The organism is Nocardia rhizosphaerae, from assembly GCF_042650365.1.
In the GTDB taxonomy this organism is placed as follows: domain Bacteria; phylum Actinomycetota; class Actinomycetes; order Mycobacteriales; family Mycobacteriaceae; genus Nocardia; species Nocardia rhizosphaerae.
Genome location: NZ_JBHSBA010000009.1, coordinates 26,569 through 48,225, shown reverse-complemented (window position 1 = coordinate 48,225; position 21,657 = coordinate 26,569). Strand labels below are relative to the sequence as shown.

Below are 21,657 nucleotides of genomic sequence, written 5' to 3'. Positions count from 1 at the left end.
GGTATCATTTCCATTGGAGTGGGATGCGACACACAGACGACGCGGCGATCACGATCGAGCGACTGACCGCGGGATACGGCTCGACCCCGGTGCTGTCGGAGGTGTCGGCGACGATTCCGCGCGGACGGATCACCGCACTCGTCGGACCCAACGGCTCGGGGAAATCGACCCTGCTCGGCGTGCTTGCCGGAACATTGCGAGCCCAATCAGGGACCGTGCACAGGACCACCGCGGGCAGACCCGCGTTCGTCGTGCAGCACACCGCGATTCCGGTCACGCTGCCGATCACGGTCGGCGAGACAGTGGCGATGGGACGGTGGGCGCATCGCGGTCCGTGGCGGCGGCTGACCCGCGCCGACCGCGCGATCACCCACGACTGCCTGTGCCGCCTCGACCTTGCCGACCTGGCGACGCGACGGCTCGACACCCTCTCCGGCGGCCAACGCCAGCGCACCCTGCTGGCCCAGGCCCTCGCCCAGGAATCGGATCTGCTCCTGCTCGACGAGCCGGCGACCGGATTGGACGCGGCCTCACAGTCCGCCATCGCCACGGTGCTGTCCGAGGCGGCCGCCGCGGGAGTCACGGTCGTGCAGGCCACGCACGATCCGGTCGAGGCCGCGCGGGCCGACCAGCGGCTGCGACTCGGCGACGGGCGGCTCGTCGCCGCCGATCAGACCGACACGGTGGGCAGCGACATCGCGCCCCGCCGGAATACGGCGAGAAGATCAGCTACGGCATGCCCGCCGTCATGCTCGACGGCAGAGCGTTCCTGAACTTCGCGGGCTGGAAGGCGCACGTGAGCGTGTACCCCGTCCCAGAGGGGGACGAGGCGTTCGAACGTGCCGTCGCACCGTATGTCTCCGGTCGCGGCACCTGAGATTCCCGCTCAGGGAACCGCTTCCGTACGACCTGATCACCCAGGTCGCGGTCCGGCTCGCCGAGCGGGAACGCGAGCGCTGACTACCAGTCGGCCTCGGTGTAGCGGATGATGCCGCGAATGTTCTTGCCGTCCAGCATGTCCTGATAGCCCTGGTTGATCTGCTCCAGCGAGTAGCTACGGGTGACCATGTCGTCGAGGTTGAGCTGGCCGGACTTGTACAGCGACAGCAGGTGCGGCGCGTCCTGGCGCGCGTTGCCGCCGCCGAAGATGCAACCCTTCACGGTCTTCTGCAGCATCGAGAGCAGGAAGCTGTTCATCTTCACCTCACCGGCGTCCATCCGGCCCATCGAGGTGACGACGAGGGTGCCCGCCTTGGCGGTGAGGATCAGGCCCTCTTCGACGTAGTCGCCGTGCATCTCACCCATGGTGAGAATGACCTTCTGCGCCATCCGGCCTTCGGTCGCGTCCATCAGCGGCATGATCGCGGCGGCCATGCTCTCGTAGGTGTGGGTGGCGCCGAACTTCTCCGCCTGCTCCCGCTTCCACGGGTTCGGGTCGATGGCCACGACCTTGGAGGCGCCCGAGAGCACCGCGCCCTGCAGCGCGCTCATGCCGACGCCGCCGATGCCCGCGATGACCACGGTCTCGCCGGGCTTGACCTCGGCCACGTGAGTGGAGGAGCCGAACCCGGTCGGCACGCCGCAGCCGACGAGACAGGCGACCTCGAACGGGATGGTGGGGTCGATCTTGACCACGGAGGTGTGATGCACCGTCATATACGGGGCGAAGGTGCCGAGCAAGCACATCGGGATGACGTTCTCGCCGCGCGCCTGAATGCGGTAGGTGCCGTCGGAGATCGCCTGCCCCATCAGCAGACCGGCGCCGAGATCGCACAGCGCCATGTGCCCGGCGACGCAGGCCGGACAGCGGCCACAGGCGGGAATGAACGACAGGATCACGTGGTCGCCCACGGCCAGGTCGCTCGGGCAGTTGGGGCCGAGCTTGGTGATGACGCCTGCGCCCTCGTGGCCGCCCATCACCGGGAACGCCGGCATCGGCGTGGCGCCGGTGACGATGTGATGGTCGGAGTGGCACATGCCCGCCGTTTCCATCCGGATCTGCACTTCACCGGCGACGGGATCGCCGACCTCGATCTCTTCGACCGACCACTGCTGGTCGGTACCCCACAGGATCGCGCCCTTCGTCTTCATGTCGCCTTCGACCTCTCGCCAAGCTGGTGCCTCGTTGTGACTGCACTCACCCTAACGAAGAATCGGCCAATTCTGAAACACGTTCTAGAAATATTGCCGGAAAAATCTATCCCCGCACGTCATGGACGTGGTGGACGAGGTCATGCAGGAAGTACCTCCCCAGCGAATCGACCGTGAAGAGCGATCCGTCGCTGCGCGCGCCACGCAGTCCACGCCGCTCGGCGCCGACCACGGCGAACGCCTCGGCGACTCGCTCAGCGGCCTCGGCGAGCTCGCCGGCCACCACGGCCGGGTCCTGTTCGCCGTAGCGGTCGGCGATCGCGGTCGCGTCCTGATCCCAGTTCTGGAAACGGGGCGGGGTCACTCCGTCACCGCCGAGCATCAGCGCCAACCGAGTGTCGAAGATTCGGCACACATCGCGCACATGGGCGGCGTATTCGAGCGGCGACCAGGTGGCCTCGTCGGGCCGCGTCCGTGCGTCGGGCCTGGCCAGCGCCGCACCGAGCCGGGTGGCACTGTCGACGGCGCGCTCGGGGATCTGCGCGTAGGTCACGGCCTCGGCGTCGAATCCGCATTCGGCGCAGGGCCGTTCGAGTACCCAGGTCCAGTTCTTCGTGTCGGGAGCGATCATGTCGCCCAGCCTAGGATGTCTGCATCTTATGAGCCATCAATATCCCGCCAATCCTCGGCGAGATCCGGGCATCACGCGATCAGGCGAGCGGCCTTCTCGAACAGTTCCAGCGTCACGGCATGCAGGAAGTCACCGACCTGCTTGGGCGCCTTCCCCGCGAAGGCGCGCGCGTGCGTGCCCTCGAGCACGATGCCGAGTTTGAAGCAGGCCAGCACCTCGTACCAGGTGATCGTGCCGAGGTCACGGTCGGAGAACCCGCCGTAGTGCGAGATCATCTCCGCCGGTTCGGGCAAACCGCAGACAGTACCGAGGGTGCCCATCAGCCCGGCGCCAACCGTGCCTGGCACCGGCCGGGTCGCCAGCTGCCAGCCGAGGTCGAGCAGCGGGTCGCCGATGGTGGACATCTCCCAGTCGACCATCGCCGCCACCTGCGGGCTGTCGTACTCGAACATCATGTTGGCCAGGTGGCAGTCGCCGTGCATGATGCCGGGGGTCCAGTCGGTGGGCCGGTTGCGCTCCAGCCAGTCGCCGACCCGCTCGACATCGGGGATCCGCGGGCCGGGATAGCCCGCGTTGGCGGTGTAGGACTCGAGTTCGCGCAGCCAGCGCGGCACCTGGCGCTCCAGGAACCCGTCCGGTTTGCCGTAGTCCGCGAGCCCGAGCGCCTGGTAGTCGAGCGCGCCGAGGCGCGCGATGGCCTCGACCGCGGACAGCCCCATCCGCCGCCGGACCTCCGGGTCGCCCGCGTGCAGCGCGGGCAGTTCGGTCTGCGGGTTGAAGCCGTGGATCGGCTCCATCAGATAGAACACCGCGCCGGTGACCGTCTCGTCGTCGCACGCGGCGATCACCTTCGGCGCCCGCACCTCGGTGCCGGCGAGCGCGCCGAGCAACCGGGATTCGCGCCGGATCACGTCGTTGCTCCTGGCGCGCAGATGCTTGGGGCCGCGCCGCAGGACGTACTCCTGTTCACCACGGGTGAAGCGCAGCATGATGTTCTGCGTACCGCCGCCGATCGGGGTGACCGTGCCGACGGCTCCGCCGGGCAGGCCGCACTCGTCCATCCACCGCCCGATCGCCGCGAAATCCGCGATCGTCGGGTCGACCTCGACCGGTTGCGAAACAGACATGACGATCATTGTGCCCGAGGCGGGACGTCCGCGGGCCCGGCGTAGGGTTTCTGCCAGGATGCGCACGCTGTTGATCGACAACTACGACTCGTTCACCTACAACCTCTATCAGCTGATCAGCGAGGTCAACGGGAACGAGCCGACCGTCGTGCGCAACGACGAGGTGCGCGGCCTCGCCGAACTCGCGCTCGACCGCTTCGACAATGTGGTGGTCTCGCCGGGGCCGGGCCGCCCGGATCGCGCGCGGGACATGGGTGTCTCCACGGCGGTGATCGCCGAGACTGAGCTACCGCTGCTCGGGGTGTGCCTCGGGCATCAGGGCATCGTGATCGGGGCGGGCGGCACGGTGGGCCGGGCACCGCTGGCCAGGCACGGTTACCTCGATCAGGTCGCCCACGACGACCGCGACCTGTTCGCCGGGCTGCCACAGGACTTCACCGTGGTCCGGTACCACTCGCTGGCCGCCGAAGCACCGCTGCCTGCCGAGCTGGAGATGACGGCGTCGACGGGCGACGGCGTGATCATGGGGGTCCGGCATCGCGGGCGACCGCAATGGGGTGTGCAGTTCCATCCCGAGTCGGTGTCGAGCGAATTCGGTGCGGCGCTGCTGCGCAACTTCGCCGATCTCACCAAGGCACGCACCCGTGACGGCGCGCCGATCGTGGTGCGCGGGCCGCGGGTGACCGCGCCCGATCCGCTCCCTCAGCGCCGATTCCGGCTGCGGCACCGGGTGATCGAGCGGGCCGTCGACACCGAGGCGATCTTCTTGCGCCGATACGCCGACGCCCCCGCCGCCTTCTGGCTCGACAGCGAGCATGTCGAGCCCGGCCTCGACCGGTTCTCCTTCCTCGGCGACGCGGCCGGTCCACACGCCGAGATCGTCGGCTATCGGGTGGGTGAGGGTGCTGTCACCGTGACGGACGCCGCGGGGGCCAGGACCGTCCCCGGCACTGTCCTGGACTATCTCGACCGCGAGCTCCGGCGGCGCCGCTGCGAAACCCCCTCGCTGCCCTTCGATTTCGCCGGCGGCTATGTGGGCTACCTCGGGTACGAGGTGAAGGCCGACTGCGGGGCGCGCGCGGCGCATCGCTCCCCCACCCCGGACGCGCAGTGGATCTTCGCCGACCGGCTGATCGTGGTCGACCACGAGGCGGGGCGCACCCATCTGCTGGCGCTGACCGAGCACGATATCGACGCGGCGGACCGCTGGCTCGCCGACACCGACGCCGCGCTCACCGACCTGCCCACCTGGGTGAACCCGGCCGATCTCGCTGTCGCCGCCGATCCGGACGCGGTGCCTGCGCACCTGGTGCGCGGCCGGGACCGGTACCTGGCCGATATCACGGTGTGCCAGGAGCGGTTGCACGCGGGCGAATCCTATGAGATCTGCCTGACCGACGCGGCCGCGGTCGCCGCGGCACCGGGTGACGGTCTGGCCGTGTACCGGCGGCTGCGCCGCTGCAATCCCGCGCCGTACGCCGCCTATCTGCGCTTCGACGGGCTCGATGTGGCCTGTTCCTCGCCCGAGCGGTTTCTCAAGATCGACCGGGACCGGGTGGTGGAGAGCAAACCGATCAAGGGCACGGCGCCGCGTGGCCGCACCGTCGCCGAGGACGAGCGGCTACGCCGGTCGCTGGCCGACGACCCGAAGACCCGCGCCGAGAATCTGATGATCGTCGATCTGCTGCGCAACGATCTGGGCCGGGTCTGCGAGGTCGGTACGGTGCACGTGCCCGAGCTCATGGCCACCGAAACCTATTCCACCCTGCACCAATTGGTGTCGACGGTGCGCGGCACCCTGCGCGCGGGCGCGGGCGCGATCGATTGCCTGCGCGCCTGCTTCCCCGGCGGTTCGATGACCGGCGCCCCGAAGCTGCGCACCATGGAAATCCTCGACGAGCTCGAGACCCAGGCCCGCGGGGTCTATTCGGGCACCATCGGCTTCCTCGGCCTGGGCGGCACCGCCGACCTCAATATCGTCATCCGCACCGCCGTCCGCTACGACGACGAATGGCGTGTCGGGGCAGGCGGCGCGATCGTCCTCGACTCCGATCCCGAGGACGAGTACACCGAGATGGTCCTCAAGGCCACGGCCACCTTCCGCGCGTTGACGCCGCGGCGCTGAGCACGCGGCGGCCCGATGTGGTCGCCGGTCCACGCCCGGTGACGGTGGCAGCTGGGCGCACCGCATACGACGCCTCCGGCGCGGTTGTTCCGCGCTACCGCCGCGATCGTTTCCGCGGTTCCGGTTCCGGCTCCGGCTCCGCACCCCCGCGACCGGTGATCTTGCCGAGCAACCCGACGCCGGGCAGCTTCGAGAGCGCACCGAAGAGGTCTTCGCCGAGGGAGATCATCGCCTCGAGCCGGGGCAGCAACCGGTCGTAGGTGGCGAAGACCGGGTCGGCCAGGGCCAGCGTGCGGTCGAGCCGGTCGATGGTGCTGTTGAGCCGGTCGATGGCGATCGACAGGTTTTCCACCAGGTCCGGGAGCTGGGCGGCCAGCTGCGCCGAGGCTGGTGGCAGGCGCACGGCCGCGTCGAAGGCGTAGCCCGCCGTCTGCTGCGCGGCATCGATCGCCTGCCCGGCCGCGGTCTGCGCGGCCCCGACCGCCGCCTGCGCCGCGGACAGCAGCTCGGAACCTGGCACCTTCCGCGCCTCCGGCACCGGCTCCTGCGCACGTCCCCGTTTCCTCGGGTTGGTCATGACACCACTGTGCCGCACAAATCCCCCGAACGCAGGGAGACACCACCAGCCCCGCACGAAAGACCCCGAGGAGGGTCCGTCAGCCGGCGGCGGTCGCGGCCGTTCCGTCGACCAGGCACCGGAGCACAAGCAACGAAGGAGCGAGCAACAACGCCCGATCGGCGAGACCCCGGCGCGCCGACAAACACCGCAGCCGCACCACCCAACCCGGCCCCGCACGACCCGACCTCGAGGAGGGTCACGCCGCGCAGCGGCGGTCGCGGCCCGTCCCGTCGATCAGGCGCCGTTTCGCAAGCGACAAAGGAGCAAGAAACGGCGCCTGATCGACGGGACCAAGGGGGCCGCGACTCGAGCGCGCCAGCGCTCCAAAAACACTGTCGGTAGGCCGTGGCATCATGCGAGGACCATGGAACTCCGTAAAGGCGCGCACGCGCCGGTGCCGACATCGCTTCTCGCCGTGGTTTTTTCATGGCGTTCCGCACATACCGTGGATGCGCATGCGCTGCTGGTCACGGAGTCGGGGCTGGTGCGTGACGATCGGGATTTCGTGTTCTTCAACGCGCCGCGGCACGCGTCGCAGGCGGTAACGGTGGATCAGGAGCCCGCGCCCGGCACGGCGCGGTTGAGTATCTCGCTGCCGCGGACCGAGGCCGAGGTGGCGCGGATCGTGGTGAGCGCGTCGGTGGACGACGCGAGCTTTGCCGAACTGTCGGAGCTCACCTTGACGGTGCACGCGGCGGACGGCCCGGTGGCTCGCTATGCGCTCGAGGGCATCGAGAGCGTGCAGGCGATGATGTTCGGCGAGTTCTACCGCAGGGACGAGCAGTGGCGGTTCCGGGCGATCGGCCAGGGCTGGGCGGGTGGTTTGCCGGGCTTGGCCGCGGAGTTCGGTGTCACGGTGGACGAGCCGGCGCGGGCCGGTGTGCGGGGGTACCCGCCCGTCGACTCCGGGCCGCTTGCCCCGTCACTTCGACCACATGCGCCGGTGAGCGGCACCGTGTCGCACACCGGCTCGCCCGTGGTCGGGCAGCGCGGGTCCGGTGGGGATTCGCCCGCCGCCGCGGGGCCAGGGGCGGCTGCGGAGCCGGGCGCTTCGCCGCGACTGCCGAATGCTGTCGACCGGTACCCCTTGCTCGAAGACGAGCCGGAATCCCAGCATCCGCGTACGCCTGCGCACGCGTCCCAGCGCCGGCACTCCCCGCGATCAGGTCGGTTGTCCGGCGATCCGCACGACCCCACCACCAGGCAGGTCCATTCCGGTGTCCGCCCACCAGCCCTCACCCGTCGTGTCATCGAGGTGCCGCCTCCGCCACCGGCGGATCAGGACACCCCGGACTGGCACCCCGATCCCGAGGACCCGGCCCGCCTGCGCTGGTGGGACGGCCAGGAGTGGACAACGAGCAGCAGGCCGAGGTACGACGATCAGCGCCCACGCTGCCCCCGCTGCGGTAGCCCGGTGCGGCGCAAACTGTTCGGCGGACACCGCCGCTGCAAGAGCTGCGCCGCCGAGACCGCCGAGTTCCTCGACCACTGGCACAACCGGGCGCTGCGCACTCTGCACGGTCCCGGTACCAGGTCCGCGGAGTGGGACGAGCTGTGGACGGCCCTGCGGTTCCAGCGCATCGAGGCAGCGCGCGGCCGCGCGGTCCTTGGTGCGGCCGGGCTGGCTCACGTGGAGCGCATGGTCGCGTTCGCCTTCGCCGACGGCGAGGTGCTCGCCGACGAGCTCGACGCGTTCGAGCACGTCGTCGGCGAACTCGGCCTCGGCGGCGGCGTGGTAGACGATCTGCGCCGCCGGATGCACCGCGGACGCACCCTGTCCCGGCTTCGGGCGGGTGAACTGCCGGTGCTCGACACGCCTGGGCTGCACCTGGATCCGGAGGAACGAGTGCACCTCGATCTGCCCGCGGTGCACGTGAAGATGCTGACGCGTGGCCCGCGCACGTCCGAGGGCAGGCTGATCGGTAGCTCGAAGAAGCTGCGTTTCGTCGGCGACGGCACCGGTATCGAGCTGCCGTGGAACCGGGTGGTGTCAGTGCATCCCGAGCATGGCACGGTCGTGCTCGCGGCGACCTCGGCGCGCGGCGGTGCCACCTTCGCCGTCACCGATCCGGACTATGTGGCCGCGGCGCTGGAAGGCGCGCTACGGGTGGCGAAGCGGCTGGTCCTCGCGCCGGGCCAGCGCGACAGCCGCAGCATTCCGCAGGATGTCAAGGCCCAGGTGTGGCAGCGCGACGGTGGCGCGTGCGTCGAGTGCGGTGACGGCCACTACCTGGAGTTCGACCACATCATCCCGCTCAGCCGCGGTGGCGCGACGAGCGTGGCGAATCTGCAGATCCTGTGCCGGGCCTGCAACCGCGCCAAGGGCGCCAGGATCTAGCCGAGGATCGCGTTCATGATGGTGCCACCGCTGGTGGCGACCACGCCGCCGATCATCGCGCCCGCGATCATCTTGGGCGACTCCATCGCGCTGCCGTTCCACTTCTCCCAGGCGAACTTTCCACCGGCCACGGTGATGGCGAGCACGCCGGACAGGATCATGAACCAGGTCAGGTACTGCACCATCTGCTGGATCTTGTCCGCCAGCGGCGGCGCCTCCGGCGTGGGGTTGCTGACCTGCGCATAGGTCGTGACGGTGTCGGCCATCGACGTCAGAATGATGCTCATAGCCTGCTCCCCTTTTCGCGTGATGCGAACTGTGTTCCAGCACTGCCGTATTCGAACGAGTCCAGGATACGGGCGAGAACCCCCAGCACACCAACAAAACCGATCGGTCCGCTCCGGGTGGGCTGCTGCGGCACCCGATTCGACCGGATAACATCTCTGCAGAGCAGTTCGTCGCCGTTCCCCCGAGTACCGAGTGAGAGCAAACATGATTCTGGCCGCCGTCACCGATACCCTGGCGCAGCTCGGCAATCCGACCCCCGAAGCTCCCCCGATGTCGGACAAGATCCTGCAGTTGGTGCGCTACTTCACCTGGTTCATCCTGCTTTCCGGTGTGACGGCAATCACATACGCGGGCGGCAAGTTCGCCTGGGAGAAGTGGACCGGCGGCGGCCTGGAGTCGCCCAAGATGATCGCGGGCGCGATGATCGGCGGCGCCGTCGCCACCAGCGCGGGCACCATCATGAACGCGATGCTCTAGCTTCCTTTCCGCTCGTACCGGCCCGGCGTTCCGGGCCGGTACGACCGGCGAGGAATCGACCCGGGTCCGGTTGCGGGACAACAGAACCCGGGTCCGCGCGAGGCACGTGCTATCGAGTGTCGGCGCATGGCATCTACCTCCTTGCTCAGCGATGGGCCGGATCGGCTAGGTGTAGAGCCGGTCCAGGAAGGCGAACAGGTTCTCGCGGACCCGCCGCGCCTTCTCTTCCGGGGTCAGGTCCTCGCGGTACCGGCTGCCAAGCGCGGGCCGCTTCTTGTTCCTGGCATACAGCGAACACGCCAGGTCGGTGCACATATAGCTGCCGACCGTGTTGCCACGCCGCCCCGATTCGCCCGCCTTGTTGGCGGTCATCAGCACGACGCCGCCACCGGTGTGGGCGGTCAGGCAGATCGCGCACATCTGAGTCTTGCCCGAACCGCCGGTCTCGTGCCGCAGCGCGACGCTCACCAGCTCGCCGTCCCGCGGCACCGTGACATAGCAGCGCCCCGGATACGACGGATCAGTCCAGCCCAGGAAGTCCAGGTCGCCCCATGGGCGTTCGGTGAGGTCACGCGGCACGGACAGCCGCTTGGCTTCCCCCTTCGAGCAGTTGACGAACGACGACCTGATGTCGCGTTCGGTGACAGGGTCCATGATCGGGGTCCTTTCGATGGTCGGTGCACAAACGGTAGACACGCTAACGATGCCGCCCGAGCACTGACAACCGAGTTTCGCGCCCGATGCATCGGCGCTGTCACCGGCCGCCATCGGTATGCGCACCGACCGCGGCCAGCGTTCGATCAGACGGTCTAGGTGGACCACCCGACCGTGCGCCCGGCGTGGCGCACCATCAGGTCCAATACGGTCAGGTCGATGTCCTCGACCCGCCGGAACGCGATGCTCGCGGCACCGACCTTGGTCCGGCCCAACTCGGGACCGTAGGTCTGCGACAGGTAACGCCCGTCCTCGACGGCGTTGACGTACAGACTCAGGTGGTTCCGCTGCCGGGCCAGCCCGACCAGGAACCAGGCGACACTCTTGCCTCGCGGCCGGGGTTGCTCGATATCGCCGTAGCCGATGATCGCCTGCTCGGTGCCGCCCCAGAACACGCCGCGCCACAGCACCCGCGACGCGCCGGGCATGGCCGCGCTGATCACGGCGTCGACCGCGGCGAGCGCGCCGTCCTCGTCGTGCGCGGCGAGATAGTCGTCGACCGATTCCGCGGTCGGCGCCATCGAGGAATCACCGGTCATCGTGCCACCTTCCGTCGAGCGTCACGGTCTCGAGGTCGATGCCACGCTATCGGCCGAGGATCCCCGCGGCGCGGGCGGCGCGCAGCCAGTCGGGGAACTCGCCGAGCAGGCGGCGGTAGAGTTCGGCGTCGTCGACCCGATCGATGTCGTCGAGGGCGAAGAAGCCCGCGTTGTCGACGATACGGCCGTCGAGTTCGTCCAAGGTGCGCAGGACACCGAAATTGGCGGTGCCGAGGCCGATGAACTGCCAGAACGCGGGCAGCCGTGACGCTTCCCGCATCAGGGCGGCGATCTCGCGCTTCTTGGCGAAGCCGCCGTCGGTGAAGAACAGCACCAGGGTCGGTTCGGTGGCGGCGGCGATGGTGTCGATGACCGCGCGCATCACCGGGAGTTCGTCGTTGCGGCCGCCGATGGCGTCGTAGTCGATGCCGTCGTGGGTGCCGGTCAGATGCAGATAGGTCTGGGCCCACCGGTCGCCGTCGGCGACGGTGATATCGGGCAGCTTCGCGAACCGCAGCGCGTACAGGTAGGCCTCGAGCGTGCCGTCGTCGTCGAGCTGGGTGGCGACCGGGATCATCCGCTCCACCACCCGGTGCACGGTGCCACCGCGATACAGCTTCTGCATGCTGCCGGTCTTGTCGATCACCAGCACCACCCTGGCCCGCGCACCGAACGCGCTGCGGTCGATGAGTACCTTGGCGACCTCTCGTTTACGCAGATCCAGCGTCTGCCGCTTCTCGAAGGAGAGCGCGAGTTCGCCCGGCACGGTCCGCACCTGTTCGACGGCGGCGTGCGGCTCGTCGTCGATACTCACCCCGTGGTCGGTGACCAGCTCGGCGAACCCACCCGCATAGCCTTGCCCGACCGCGCGCACCTTCCACTGCTCGCCACGCCGGTACAGCTCCAGCGCGATCACCACCGATTCCTCGCCGAGTCCGTCGATCACGTACTCGTACATCAGGTTTCCGTCGCCGTCGGTCAGGGTCGCCACCGGCGCCGTCGCCGCGCCGAACCGGTCGCCCGCTGTCGCGGCGGTGAGCACCGCGCGGATCTGCGCCACTCCGGCGGGCACCTCGGCGAGCGATATCGCGAGCGTCGAGCCGTCGAGCCGGACTCCTGGCGCCGCGGGCTGATTGAAGAACACGAAGTCGGCATCCGAGCGCACCTTCCCCGCCTCGGTCACCAGCAGTGCCGACAGATCCGCCGTCACCCCGCCGCGCACGGCGAGCACTACGCGCGGGTGTGCCACCACCGCGTTCTGCCCCTTCACCAGCGTTCCCGTCACCATCACTCCTCGTCCGTTCGCTCTTGCCCGACACCCTAAACGGCACGATCGCCACCGGCACCACGATCGGCGACCGGATCCGCCGCGCTACCCGCAGCGGATGATCCGCCGGTCAGCGTCCGGTGGCGCCGTCGATGAGTTCACGGAGGATATCGGCGTGGCCTGCGTGCCTTCCGGTTTCCTCGATCATGTGGGTGAGTGCCCAGCGCACGCTCGGAGTGGGCCGACCGGCCTTCGGCCGGGGCACCGGGTCGGCGAGGTCGGCGCAGGTGTCGAGGACCGTATCGGCTTCGGCGACAACCTCGCGGTAGCGGGCGACGATCTCTTCGACGCTGTCGGTCGGAGGCGGCGTGAAGGTCGCCTGCCAGTCGGTGACGGTGTGCCCGAGGAACATCGCGCCCTCGACGTGGGTCAGGTGGTGCAGCAACCCGAGCAGCGTGGTGCCCGATGGCACGGCCGAGGTGCGCACCTGAGGTTCCGGCGCACCGTCGACCTTCGCGGCGATGGAGTCGCGCAGATAGTCGAGAAACCCACGCAGGGTCTCGACTTCGGTTCCCCCGGTCCGCGGGGGTGGGGTATCGCGGCGACGAGCATTCGGCATCGAGGTCTCCTTCGGACGGCACCGAACGCGACTCTATGCCCGCCCACCGACACCGCACCGACCTCGCCCGCGGAAGTCGCAGGTCAACGTGGGAAGGTGGGGCGGGTGGGGCTCGAACCCACGACCAGCGGATTATGAGTCCGCGGCTCTAACCGACTGAGCTACCGCCCCTGACCGCGGGAGTCCGCGGGCGTGTCGCATGGTACCCGCTCGGGTGCGATCCCGACCACTCGGGAACTCCGTCGGCAGGGCACCGCCTGCAGCGCCCTGCCGACGGGAGATCAGCGCTCGTCGACCCGCTCGCGTGCCCGCACACGCTCGCGATCACGCCGTTCGATATCCGAGCCCGGGTTGCTGGCGACCTTGATCACGCCGCCGACCAACACGAGAACCGCCACAATCACCGCGATGACAATCAGCCCCTGCACGAAAAGAACTTATCGCGTATTCCCTTGGCGTGCACAACAAGTTACAATGACGCGCCGATCGTCAATCTGATACACGTTGATACAGAAAGATTTTCGACCAGGCGTCGCGTTGGCGTCCGAGACGTTCCGCGGAAAAATCTGCGCGGCAAGTGCTTTCAGATCGACATCCTCGATATGCAAGCTCCGCCACACCGCTACTAGTCCCCACCACCGCCACCACAGCCGCCCCCACCGCCACAGCTGCTACCGCTGCCAGCACCACAGCCGCTGCTACCTCCCCCATCGGACGAATCGCTCCCGCGATCATGCGATCCCGGGGCCTGGTCGTACACCACGTAGCCCCCCGAACCGGCCGCCCAGCCCGCGTCCGTCCCGCCGTGGCTTCGGCGCCGGGCACTCGAGCGGTTGGCCAGGGAGACCGCGAGCACGACCAGCCCCACGATGGCGAGCACCGCCAGGACCACGACCAGTATCAGCAGCATCAACGCCATGTCTGCAGGCTAGCCGCCCGCGCGGACCGGGGCGATGTCCAGCGCGGGCGCTTACAGTGAGTTCGTGGTGCTCTCGTTCTCCCGGCGCGGTACGCGGGTCGACCTCGACGTGGTCGACCGGGTCGTCGCCGACCTGCGTTTCCCGGAAGCGGTCTACAAGACCTGTCCCTGGCAGCCGCGTGAGCTGGTCGAAACCGGTCTGCGCCAATGGCTACGCTGCTGCGGCGCGGCCATGCGCGACGACCAGGTGATCGGCATGCCATCGCACGCGGTCGACGAGGCCTGGCACGGCTTCATTCTCTGCACCCAGCGCTACGCGAGCTTCTGCACCGCGGCGTACAGCCGTTTCCTGCACCACTATCCGGACGGTGCGGGCGATACCACCGCGGCGCACGGCACCATGCTCGACCAGCTCGGCCGCACCGTGGTCGCCTGGTCCCTGGTCGCGGGCCCGGACGAGGCGTGCGTGCTGTGGGACCTGGATCGCCGGGTCGGGGTCGAGCGCCCCTGGGGTGTGGACGCCCGGCACGTCGCCACCGTCGAGGAGCGACTGCGCCGGACGTGACCCGTCCTCAGACCAGCTTCATCCGCCGCGCCGCGAACCGCACCGCGCCGGGGGCGATCCGGTTGGCCCGGTACTGCAGCCAGGATTCCGGGGTCACCGGCACGATGTCACGCCGTTCGCGCACCGCCGTGACGATCTTGGCCGCGACCCGGTCGGGGGTGTAGCCGCGCCGCTCGTAGAGCATGTCGAACTTGCGCTGCGTCGCCGCTTCCTCCTCGGCCGAGATGCCCGAGAACCGGGTGGTGGCGACGATATTGGTGTGCACGATGCCCGGGCACACGGTCGAGACCGAGATTCCGCGCTCGGCCAGCTCGGCCCGCAGGCAGTCGGAGAACATGAACACCGCCGCCTTGCTGGTGGCGTAGGCGGCCATATCGCGCTGCGGGCTGTAGGCGGCCATACTCGACAGATTCACGATGTGCCCGCCGAGACCACGTTCGGCCATCGCGGCGCCGAAGGCGCGGCAGCCGAACACCACGCCGTCGAGGTTGATCCGCAGCACCCGGTCGAACTCCTCGGACGTGGTGTCGAGGAAGGCGCCCGCCTGGCCGACTCCTGCGTTGTTGATCAGGATGTCGGGCACACCGTGGGTGGCCAGCACCGTGTCCGCGTGCGCGCGCACCGCCTCCTCACTGGACACGTCCAGCGAATACGGATGCGCCACACCACCTTCGGCGGCCACCAGTTCGGCGGTCTCCTTGGCGGCGTTCTCGTTCACATCCGAGACCACCAGCTCGGCACCGAGCCGGGCGAAGGCCAGCGCCGTCTCCCGGCCGATGCCGCTGCCCGCCCCGGTGACGACCACCAGGTTGTCGTCGAATTCGCGCCGGATGCGGCCCACCTCGGCCCTGGCCAGGCCGCGCGGGACAGCATCGCCTGCGAGCGCGTCGATGAGTTCGGTGGTGGCGGTGGCCAGCAGTTCCGGATGTGAGAACGGCATCCAGTGCCCGGCGGGCACGTCCCGGCGCCACAGCCGGTCGGTCCACTTGCCGGAGTCGTCGTAGCCGGCGGGCCGCACCGCCACATCGCGACCGGCGACGATGAGCTGCACCGGCACGGTGGTGCGGCGCTCGCGCGGCGCGAGCATGCGCTGCACGATATTGGCCCGGTAGATGAGCAGGCCGTCGACCATGTCTCGGCGGAAGGTGGGGCCGAGGCGCACATTGCCGGGCGCGGTGTCGTTCATCAACGCCACCGCCCGCTGCCACACCTTCTCGGTGCCGATCGCGGTGAAGGTGGCGCGCGGTAGCACCGGGGTCATGAAGAACGCGGTGTACGCCGAGGACAGCGCCTGGGTGATCGGCTGCCAGATATTGCGTGGCGTCGGCCGGGCTAGCCGGTTGCGCACCCAGGCCGCGAGGTGGTCCAGATTCGGGCCGGACACCGAGGTGAACGAGGCGACCCGCGCGGCGGCCTGCGGCTCGCACACGGCCTCCCACACCTGCACCGAGCCCCAGTCGTGGGCGAGCACGTGCACCGGACGATCGGGGCTCACCGCGTCGACGACGGCGTAGAAATCGCGCGCGAGTTCGTCGAGGCGGAAGTCGGCGGTGTGCTGGGTGCGGGTGGACTCGCCGTGCCCGCGGGTGTCGTAGGCGACCACGTGGAAGCGCTGTGCCAGCAACGGAATCACCTTGTCCCACAGGTGATGGGTGTCGGGCCAGCCGTGTACCAGCACCACGGTGTCGGCGGCCGCGTCGCCGTATTCGAACACGGCGAGGTCGAAATCGCCGTTGCGGACGGTGCGCCGGTTCGCGGGCGTCGGGGTGTCGGCGGTCATCTTTCGGACTCCTTGTCCTGGAATCGGACTCACAGGTCGAGCACCAATCGCTCACCATGCGAACGGGATACGCAGGCGAGCAGCGCTCCAGCGGCGTGCTCGTCGGCGGACAGTGTGTTCTCCCGATGGTCGGGCTCGCCCGCGAGCACCCGCACCACACAGGTGCGGCAGAACCCCTGCCTGCACGAGTACGGCTGATCGGGGCGGGCCGCGAGGACGGTGTCGAGGACGCTGCGATCGGCGGGCACCTCGAGCACGGTGCCGGAGGAGGCCAGCTCGATCTCGAAGGCGGTGCCGTCGACGATCGGCGGCGGGGAGAACCGCTCGAAATGCAGTTCCACTTCGGGCATCACGCGCACCGCGGCCACGATCGCCGAGGTCATCGGCGTAGGGCCGCACGCGTACACGGCGGTGCCTGCGCCGACGCCCGGCAGCAGGGCCGCCGCGTCGGGTAGGCCGTGCTCGTCGTCGGTGCGCACGAGCACATTCTCGCCGAAGCTCGCCAGCTCGGCCAGGAACGGGATGGTGTCACGGGATCGTCCGGTGTAGACCATCGTCCACGGCACGCCGAGGCGGTGCGCGAGCCGGGCCATCGGCAGGATCGGGGTGATGCCGATGCCACCGGCCACGAAGTGCAGGCGCCGCGCGGGCGATCCGTGGCCGGGTACCGCGAACGGGAAGGCATTGCGCGGACCGCGAACCACGAACTCGGTGCCGACCGGCAGTGCGTCGTGCACTTCCACCGACCCGCCGCCACCGTCGGGAATGCGGCGCACCGCGATTCGGTAGGCGCGCGGGTCGGCGGGGTCACCGCACAGCGAGTACTGCCGCAACCGGCCCGACGGCAGCTCCAGGTCCAGGTGCGCGCCTGCCCGCCAGGAGGGCAGCTCCGAGCCGTCCGGCGCTTCCAGCCGCAAGCTCACCACGTCCTGATCGTGCGCGACGATCCGGCGTTCGGTCACCACCACCGGGAATCGGCGATCGTCGACGCGTGGACGCAGGTCACGTCGGTTGATCAGGGCGCTCCAGCGCAGCCGGGCGTTCGCGATCACGTCGAGCGCCCTGGTGCCCGGATCCCGCTCGTGCTTGCCGTACAGGTCGCCGGGCAGCGCGCGCGGCACCTCACGCACGGTCACGAGGCCGCCGCGCGCGCGGCGGGCGACTGCGCGAGGTAGGCGACGGCCTGGGCGGTGGAGCCGACGTTCTCCGGGCTGTACCCGGGCTGGAACGTGGACAACGCACTGACCAGCAGCGACGGAATGCCCGGCAGCGCACCCCGCCACATCGCGCCGAGCACCTTCGCGATCACCCGCGGATAGCCGTCGTCGGGCAGCCGTGGGTCCTGGTGCACCAGGAACTTCATTCCGCGCACCACCAGGGAGATGAAGATCGGGAAGACCAGCATCATCGAGGCACAGCGCCGCACGTAGCCGACGCCGAAGTACTCGGCGACGTCATGGGCGACATTGCGGTGCTCGACCTCCTCGGCCCCGTGCCAGCGGAACAGGTCGGCCATGCGCGGGTCGGCACCGAACTTCTCCAGATCGGCGTTGATCACCCAGTCGCCGAGCCAGGCGAAGAAGTGTTCGAGGCAGGCGATGAAGGCCAGGCGCTCGACCAGCATCTGCCGTCCGGCCCGATCGTCGCCGCCGCGGGGGCCGAGGGTCTTGCGGAACAGGTACTCCATCTGCCGCACGTAGGGGCTCGCGTCGATACCGTTGGCGGTGAGCACATCGTGCAGCACCTTCTCATGGGTTTCGGCGTGCATGGATTCCTGACCGATGAAGCCGAGCATGTCCTCGCGCAGCTTCTCGTCCCGCACATAGGCGAGGGCCTCGCGGTAGGTCACGATGAACATCCGCTCCCCCTCCGGCAGCAGCATGTTCAGCGCACTGATCAGATGTGCCGCGTAGGGTTCGGCGGGCATCCAGTGCAGGTCGACACCCGACCAGTCGAAGGTGACATTGCGGGCCTGCAGCGCGACCTTGCCCGGATCCACCTCCGGTCGCCGCGCAGTCCGGCGAAGCAACTTCATCGGTACTCCTCGTCCTCCCGCACACCGCTCGTCCGAGCGCCCCGGCGCACCGCTGCGCCGATGATGCGGTAGGCCCAATCATACACATACGTAGTATTCGAAGTAACACTTAATTCAGTCCGATTCGGCGCACGATCACGCCACCAGCAGGCCCGCACCGGGCACCAGCACGATCATCGGGTCACCCGAACCGGCTATCCTCCGGCAACAGCTGTTTCCTCCGCCACGGTCAGGGTAGTCGGCCCACAGGAGCACCCATCGAGACCGGGGAGGTGTGTGGCGATGCCGCAGCAAGCATGGAGCGACAAGCGCGAACGGCAGTACGAACACATCAAGGAGTCCCAGCGCGAGCGCGGGGTCGGCGAGGACAGGGCCGAGGAGATCGCCGCCCGCACGGTCAACAAGTCACGCGCGCAATCCGGTGAGGCCGAGCGCTCGAGCAAGCTGTCCCGCACCGATACCTCGCCGCAGCGGCGCGGCGGGCAGCGCGCACACCGCAAGAGCCCGCGCGGCATGACCCGCGACCAGCTCTACGAGGAGGCTCGCCGCCGCAATATCGAGGGCCGTTCGACGATGAACAAACAGCAATTGGCCCACGCCCTCGGCCGCGACTGACCGCGCCCGAAGGATCACCGGTCCCACGGCGGGAACGCCCGGGTGACCGGCCGCGCTGGACTCACCAGCCCGGATCGGTGTCCATCGGCACATTGATCCAGCTCGGCCGCGCCGGATCCAGCTCCAGATGCTGAGTGCGCAGACCACTCTCGTTCAGCAACGGCCGCAACGGGATTCCGCTGGGGAAGTTGCTCGCGAAGATGTCGACGCGCAACCGGTGGCCCGGCAGCAGGACACCGTCGGTGGCCCTGATGCCGATGTCGATGGTGGTCGGCTCGCCCGGTACGACCGGCTGCCGGGTATCCAGGGTCAGGAACGGGTACGGGTCGGTGTAGTCGCCATTGGCCGAGCGCATCGACCGGCTGTCGTCGACCGCGCGCAGCGAAGCCATCAGCTGACCCTGGGTCCAGACCGTCGACCGGCCGTCGGGTGCCACATCGTTGACCGTGACGGTCCAGTAGCCGTCGGTCGCGTCGAGCACGGTGTTGAGGTGCGCGGCGATGGAGCCGGAGATCCGGGTCGGCTCGGTCACCGGCGCCGAGGTGAAGGTGAGCGCGGCGCCCTCGCTGATCCTGGCGTCCTCCACACAGATGTCGGGCAGCGGAACGAGTCCGGCCGTGCCCTGCGCGGCGTCGCGGGAACAGATCGTGGCCAGACTCGGGTCGACCGAGACCCGCTGCGCGGCACCGGGACTGCCGACCAGGCTGCCGTCGTAGCGCGCGCCCGGCGCGGTACCGGAGGACGCGCCGTCCAGGTACAGCCGGCGATGCTGCATGCCGGGCCGCGGGAACGCCACGTCGGTGGTCCACTGCTCGCTACCCTGCTGCCACAACGTCACCGGCTCGTACCGGTCGATGCCGTTGTCGATCCCCTTGAGCCACTTGTCGAACCAAGCACGCTGCAACGCGTCCAGCGGCGCGGGCCCGCCGGGCTGCCCGTTCCCGGAGCTCACGGTCACGTGGTAGACGTCACCCATGACCAGCTTCTTCTGCTCGGCGGGCACCTCGACGGCGTTGTAGATACGCGGGGTCGAGTAGGTGAAGATGTCGTGCCAGCCGCCGTAGAGGAAGGTCGGCACCCGCACCTGGTCGGGCTGTCCCACCCAGGCGGTGCGCAGCGCGCTCTCGTCGTCGAGGATCGAGGCCATCTCCGGCGGGATCTGGTCCACAGTGGGAGTAGTCAAGGCGGCGATGAGCACGTTGAAGAAGGTGAACGGGTCGCGCACCCGGTCGGCCAGCCAGGTCCAGTCGAACCGGCCGGTGAGGATGGAGACCATGTCCGGCAGCAGCTTCGCGCCGTCGACGGCGAGCAGCCAGGCCGGGATGAAGCCGATGCCGAGCGCGCCACCCGGCGCGGCGACATCACGGATGAGGTCGCTGCCCGGCACGATCGGGAAGATCGCCTTCAGCGCCTCGGGCTGCCGCTGCGCGGTGTGCAACTGGTTGATCCCGGAGTACGAGATGCCGCTCATCCCGATCTTGCCGTTCGACCAGGCCTGCTGCGCGGCCCAGTCGACCACCTCGACACCGTCGAGCTGTTCCCGTTCGCCGAACACCTGCCAGGTGCCCTGCGAGAATCCGGTGCCGCGGACGTCGACGACCACCTGGGTGTAGCCACCGCGGATCAGGTTGCGGTCGACACCGAAGGTGCGGGCCGCGCCGCCCGGCAGCGCGTTCATCATGTCGCTGAGGGTGCTGTATCCGAACGGGGTGAAGTCCAGATTCTGCAGCACCGGCAGCAGCAGCTCGGACAATCCGGGCACCGCGAGCGCCGAGTCGGCGATATTGGAGACCAGCTTGGTGTAGGGCGTCATGTTGACGATCGTCGGTGTCGGCTCGGCGATCGGCCGACCGTCGGCACCCGCCGGGTGATAGACGTTGGCTTTCAATACCGTTCCGTCACTCATGGTGATCGGCACGTCCCATTCGATGAAGACGTTCGGGTACTGCTGCGGCCCGTTGTGGGTGTCGACGAACTGCGCGTCCAGTCCGCTGCCTGCCGGCAACGCCTGGCCCACCGGCGCCGACACCATCGCTCCCGCGACCACGACGACACTCGCGACCAGCGCGGCCAGCCGCCCTCGATGTTTGATCATGCTTCGGTCTCAGCCCTCCACCATCGGGAACCACGACGTTCCCATACCGGGAAGTAACGTAGCCTGCGTCACGTCCGATCGCAAGAACATGTTCCTGGCGATCCCCACGCGCGCACCGGCGCCCGCACGGCACCTGACAGAATCGACGACGTGAACGCGCCCGAACTCGATGCCGACGGACGCAGGTACCGCGGTGCCGCACCGGGCCAGCGCCAGCGGGAACGCCGCACCCGGCTGATCGAGGCGGGAACCGAGGCCTTCGGCACCGACGGATACCGCAACACGACCGTCACCACGCTGTGCGCGGCCGCAGGCGTCGGCAAGCGGTATTTCTACGAATCCTTCACCGACAGCGAGGATCTGCTGCTGGAGGTGTATCGCGAGGTCACCGCGCGGATGCTGGAGGCGATCCACCTCGGCAGCGGCGCGCTCGACGCGGACATCGACACCAGGGTGCGCGGCGCGTTGACCGCGTACTTCCAGCTCATCCGCGACGACCCGAGGGTGCCGCGGATCGCCTTCTTCGAGATCCTCGGCGTGAGCCCCACCGTCGATCGCGCGTACCAGGAGGTCCTCGACGCCCTGGTCGACATCTGCACCGTGCTGCTCACCCCGTACCTGGATCTCGGCGACCATCCGGCCGTGAACACCAGGATGGTGATCCTCGGATTGGTCGGCGCGATCCTGATCATCGCCCAGAAATGGGTGCTCGACGACTACCGCCAGCCCGTCGGCGACGTCGTCGACAGCGGATTCCTCGTCGTCAACGCCGTCCTCGCTCAGCTCGCGGCCGCGAAATAGGTTCCGGCACCG

At 69.0% G+C, this 21,657-nt stretch carries 22 protein-coding genes and 1 tRNA gene; 8 read left to right on the top strand and 15 right to left on the bottom strand.

Going from position 1 to position 21,657, the window contains the following annotated elements; translation table 11 throughout:
- Window positions 1–23 precede the first annotated feature (23 nt).
- On the top strand, window positions 24–773 hold the full coding sequence (aztA, locus tag ACFOW8_RS19100; RefSeq protein ID WP_378552182.1) for a zinc ABC transporter ATP-binding protein AztA: 750 nt from the start codon (window positions 24–26) through the stop codon (window positions 771–773).
- A complete protein-coding gene (locus ACFOW8_RS19095) occupies window positions 749–877 on the top strand; it encodes a hypothetical protein (protein WP_378552181.1) in 129 nt (42 codons plus the stop codon). Before aztA ends, ACFOW8_RS19095 begins: the two co-directional genes overlap by 25 nt.
- Before the next feature lie 83 nt (window positions 878–960).
- Here the strand turns inward: ACFOW8_RS19095 and ACFOW8_RS19090 are convergent, their stop codons facing one another.
- The 3 genes from ACFOW8_RS19090 to ACFOW8_RS19080 all read right to left on the bottom strand — a co-directional run bounded on the left by ACFOW8_RS19090 (window position 961) and on the right by ACFOW8_RS19080 (window position 3,849).
- Window positions 961–2,091: an NDMA-dependent alcohol dehydrogenase gene (locus ACFOW8_RS19090; RefSeq protein WP_378552180.1), complete on the bottom strand. Its 1,131-nt coding sequence runs from the start codon at window positions 2,089–2,091 to the stop codon at window positions 961–963.
- A gap of 106 nt (window positions 2,092–2,197) precedes the next feature.
- Complete coding sequence (locus tag ACFOW8_RS19085; RefSeq protein ID WP_378552178.1) at window positions 2,198–2,722, bottom strand: DinB family protein; 525 nt, start codon at window positions 2,720–2,722, stop codon at window positions 2,198–2,200.
- A gap of 71 nt (window positions 2,723–2,793) precedes the next feature.
- Entirely contained in the window at window positions 2,794–3,849 is a 1,056-nt protein-coding gene (locus ACFOW8_RS19080; RefSeq protein ID WP_378552176.1) for a phosphotransferase family protein, read from the bottom strand.
- A gap of 58 nt (window positions 3,850–3,907) precedes the next feature.
- On the opposite strand from ACFOW8_RS19080, the gene pabB reads away from it, so the two are divergent.
- Entirely contained in the window at window positions 3,908–5,974 is a 2,067-nt protein-coding gene (gene pabB, locus ACFOW8_RS19075; RefSeq protein WP_378552175.1) for an aminodeoxychorismate synthase component I, read from the top strand.
- Window positions 5,975–6,068: 94 nt separating this feature from the next.
- Here the strand turns inward: pabB and ACFOW8_RS19070 are convergent, their stop codons facing one another.
- On the bottom strand, window positions 6,069–6,551 hold the full coding sequence (locus tag ACFOW8_RS19070; protein ID WP_378552174.1) for a hypothetical protein: 483 nt from the start codon (window positions 6,549–6,551) through the stop codon (window positions 6,069–6,071).
- Window positions 6,552–6,957: 406 nt separating this feature from the next.
- On the opposite strand from ACFOW8_RS19070, the gene ACFOW8_RS19065 reads away from it, so the two are divergent.
- A complete protein-coding gene (locus ACFOW8_RS19065; RefSeq protein WP_378552172.1) occupies window positions 6,958–8,931 on the top strand; it encodes a TerD family protein in 1,974 nt (657 codons plus the stop codon).
- Here ACFOW8_RS19065 and ACFOW8_RS19060 read toward each other — a convergent pair.
- Window positions 8,928–9,218 carry a hypothetical protein gene (locus ACFOW8_RS19060; RefSeq protein WP_378552170.1) on the bottom strand — a complete coding sequence of 97 codons (291 nt, stop codon included), beginning with the start codon at window positions 9,216–9,218 and terminating at the stop codon, window positions 8,928–8,930. The genes ACFOW8_RS19065 and ACFOW8_RS19060 overlap by 4 nt on opposite strands.
- Window positions 9,219–9,423: 205 nt before the next feature.
- Here ACFOW8_RS19060 and ACFOW8_RS19055 point away from each other — a divergent pair, with 205 nt between their 5' ends.
- Window positions 9,424–9,696 carry a hypothetical protein gene (locus ACFOW8_RS19055; protein WP_378552169.1) on the top strand — a complete coding sequence of 91 codons (273 nt, stop codon included), beginning with the start codon at window positions 9,424–9,426 and terminating at the stop codon, window positions 9,694–9,696.
- Between the two features lie 165 nt (window positions 9,697–9,861).
- Here ACFOW8_RS19055 and ACFOW8_RS19050 read toward each other — a convergent pair whose 3' ends face one another.
- From ACFOW8_RS19050 to ACFOW8_RS19025, 6 genes are all read right to left on the bottom strand, one after another.
- Window positions 9,862–10,350, bottom strand: coding sequence for an FBP domain-containing protein (locus ACFOW8_RS19050; protein ID WP_378552167.1), 489 nt, complete (start codon window positions 10,348–10,350; stop codon window positions 9,862–9,864).
- Between the two features lie 155 nt (window positions 10,351–10,505).
- The gene (locus ACFOW8_RS19045; protein ID WP_378552166.1) at window positions 10,506–10,949 is read right to left on the bottom strand and encodes a hypothetical protein; all 444 of its coding nucleotides are present in this window, start codon (window positions 10,947–10,949) and stop codon (window positions 10,506–10,508) included.
- Between the two features lie 46 nt (window positions 10,950–10,995).
- Entirely contained in the window at window positions 10,996–12,237 is a 1,242-nt protein-coding gene (locus ACFOW8_RS19040) for a VWA domain-containing protein (RefSeq protein WP_378552164.1), read from the bottom strand.
- 109 nt (window positions 12,238–12,346) lie between these two features.
- Complete coding sequence (locus tag ACFOW8_RS19035) at window positions 12,347–12,835, bottom strand: DinB family protein (RefSeq protein ID WP_378552162.1); 489 nt, start codon at window positions 12,833–12,835, stop codon at window positions 12,347–12,349.
- Between the two features lie 97 nt (window positions 12,836–12,932).
- Window positions 12,933–13,006: transfer RNA gene (locus ACFOW8_RS19030), tRNA-Ile, on the bottom strand.
- Between the two features lie 110 nt (window positions 13,007–13,116).
- Entirely contained in the window at window positions 13,117–13,263 is a 147-nt protein-coding gene (locus ACFOW8_RS19025; protein ID WP_378552160.1) for a hypothetical protein, read from the bottom strand.
- A 558-nt stretch (window positions 13,264–13,821) separates the two neighbouring features.
- Between ACFOW8_RS19025 and ACFOW8_RS19020 the strand changes: the two genes are divergently transcribed.
- Window positions 13,822–14,319: a hypothetical protein gene (locus tag ACFOW8_RS19020; protein WP_378552308.1), complete on the top strand. Its 498-nt coding sequence runs from the start codon at window positions 13,822–13,824 to the stop codon at window positions 14,317–14,319.
- 7 nt (window positions 14,320–14,326) lie between these two features.
- On the opposite strand, the gene ACFOW8_RS19015 is transcribed toward ACFOW8_RS19020, so the two are convergent.
- The 3 genes from ACFOW8_RS19015 to ACFOW8_RS19005 are packed head-to-tail and all read right to left on the bottom strand — an operon-like array spanning window position 14,327 to window position 18,134.
- On the bottom strand, window positions 14,327–16,099 hold the full coding sequence (locus ACFOW8_RS19015) for an SDR family oxidoreductase (RefSeq protein WP_378552159.1): 1,773 nt from the start codon (window positions 16,097–16,099) through the stop codon (window positions 14,327–14,329).
- A 29-nt stretch (window positions 16,100–16,128) separates the two neighbouring features.
- Window positions 16,129–17,235 carry a PDR/VanB family oxidoreductase gene (locus ACFOW8_RS19010; protein WP_378552158.1) on the bottom strand — a complete coding sequence of 369 codons (1,107 nt, stop codon included), beginning with the start codon at window positions 17,233–17,235 and terminating at the stop codon, window positions 16,129–16,131.
- Window positions 17,232–18,134: a metal-dependent hydrolase gene (locus tag ACFOW8_RS19005; protein WP_378552157.1), complete on the bottom strand. Its 903-nt coding sequence runs from the start codon at window positions 18,132–18,134 to the stop codon at window positions 17,232–17,234. The genes ACFOW8_RS19010 and ACFOW8_RS19005 overlap by 4 nt, the downstream gene beginning before the upstream one ends.
- Before the next feature lie 282 nt (window positions 18,135–18,416).
- Here ACFOW8_RS19005 and ACFOW8_RS19000 point away from each other — a divergent pair, with 282 nt between their 5' ends.
- The gene (locus ACFOW8_RS19000) at window positions 18,417–18,749 is read left to right on the top strand and encodes a plasmid stabilization protein (RefSeq protein WP_378552154.1); all 333 of its coding nucleotides are present in this window, start codon (window positions 18,417–18,419) and stop codon (window positions 18,747–18,749) included.
- A 61-nt stretch (window positions 18,750–18,810) separates the two neighbouring features.
- Here the strand turns inward: ACFOW8_RS19000 and ACFOW8_RS18995 are convergent, their stop codons facing one another.
- Window positions 18,811–20,844: a CocE/NonD family hydrolase gene (locus tag ACFOW8_RS18995; RefSeq protein ID WP_378552153.1), complete on the bottom strand. Its 2,034-nt coding sequence runs from the start codon at window positions 20,842–20,844 to the stop codon at window positions 18,811–18,813.
- Window positions 20,845–20,994: 150 nt separating this feature from the next.
- On the opposite strand from ACFOW8_RS18995, the gene ACFOW8_RS18990 reads away from it, so the two are divergent.
- Window positions 20,995–21,645, top strand: coding sequence for a TetR/AcrR family transcriptional regulator (locus tag ACFOW8_RS18990; protein WP_378552152.1), 651 nt, complete (start codon window positions 20,995–20,997; stop codon window positions 21,643–21,645).
- The last annotated feature ends 12 nt before the right edge of the window (window positions 21,646–21,657 follow it).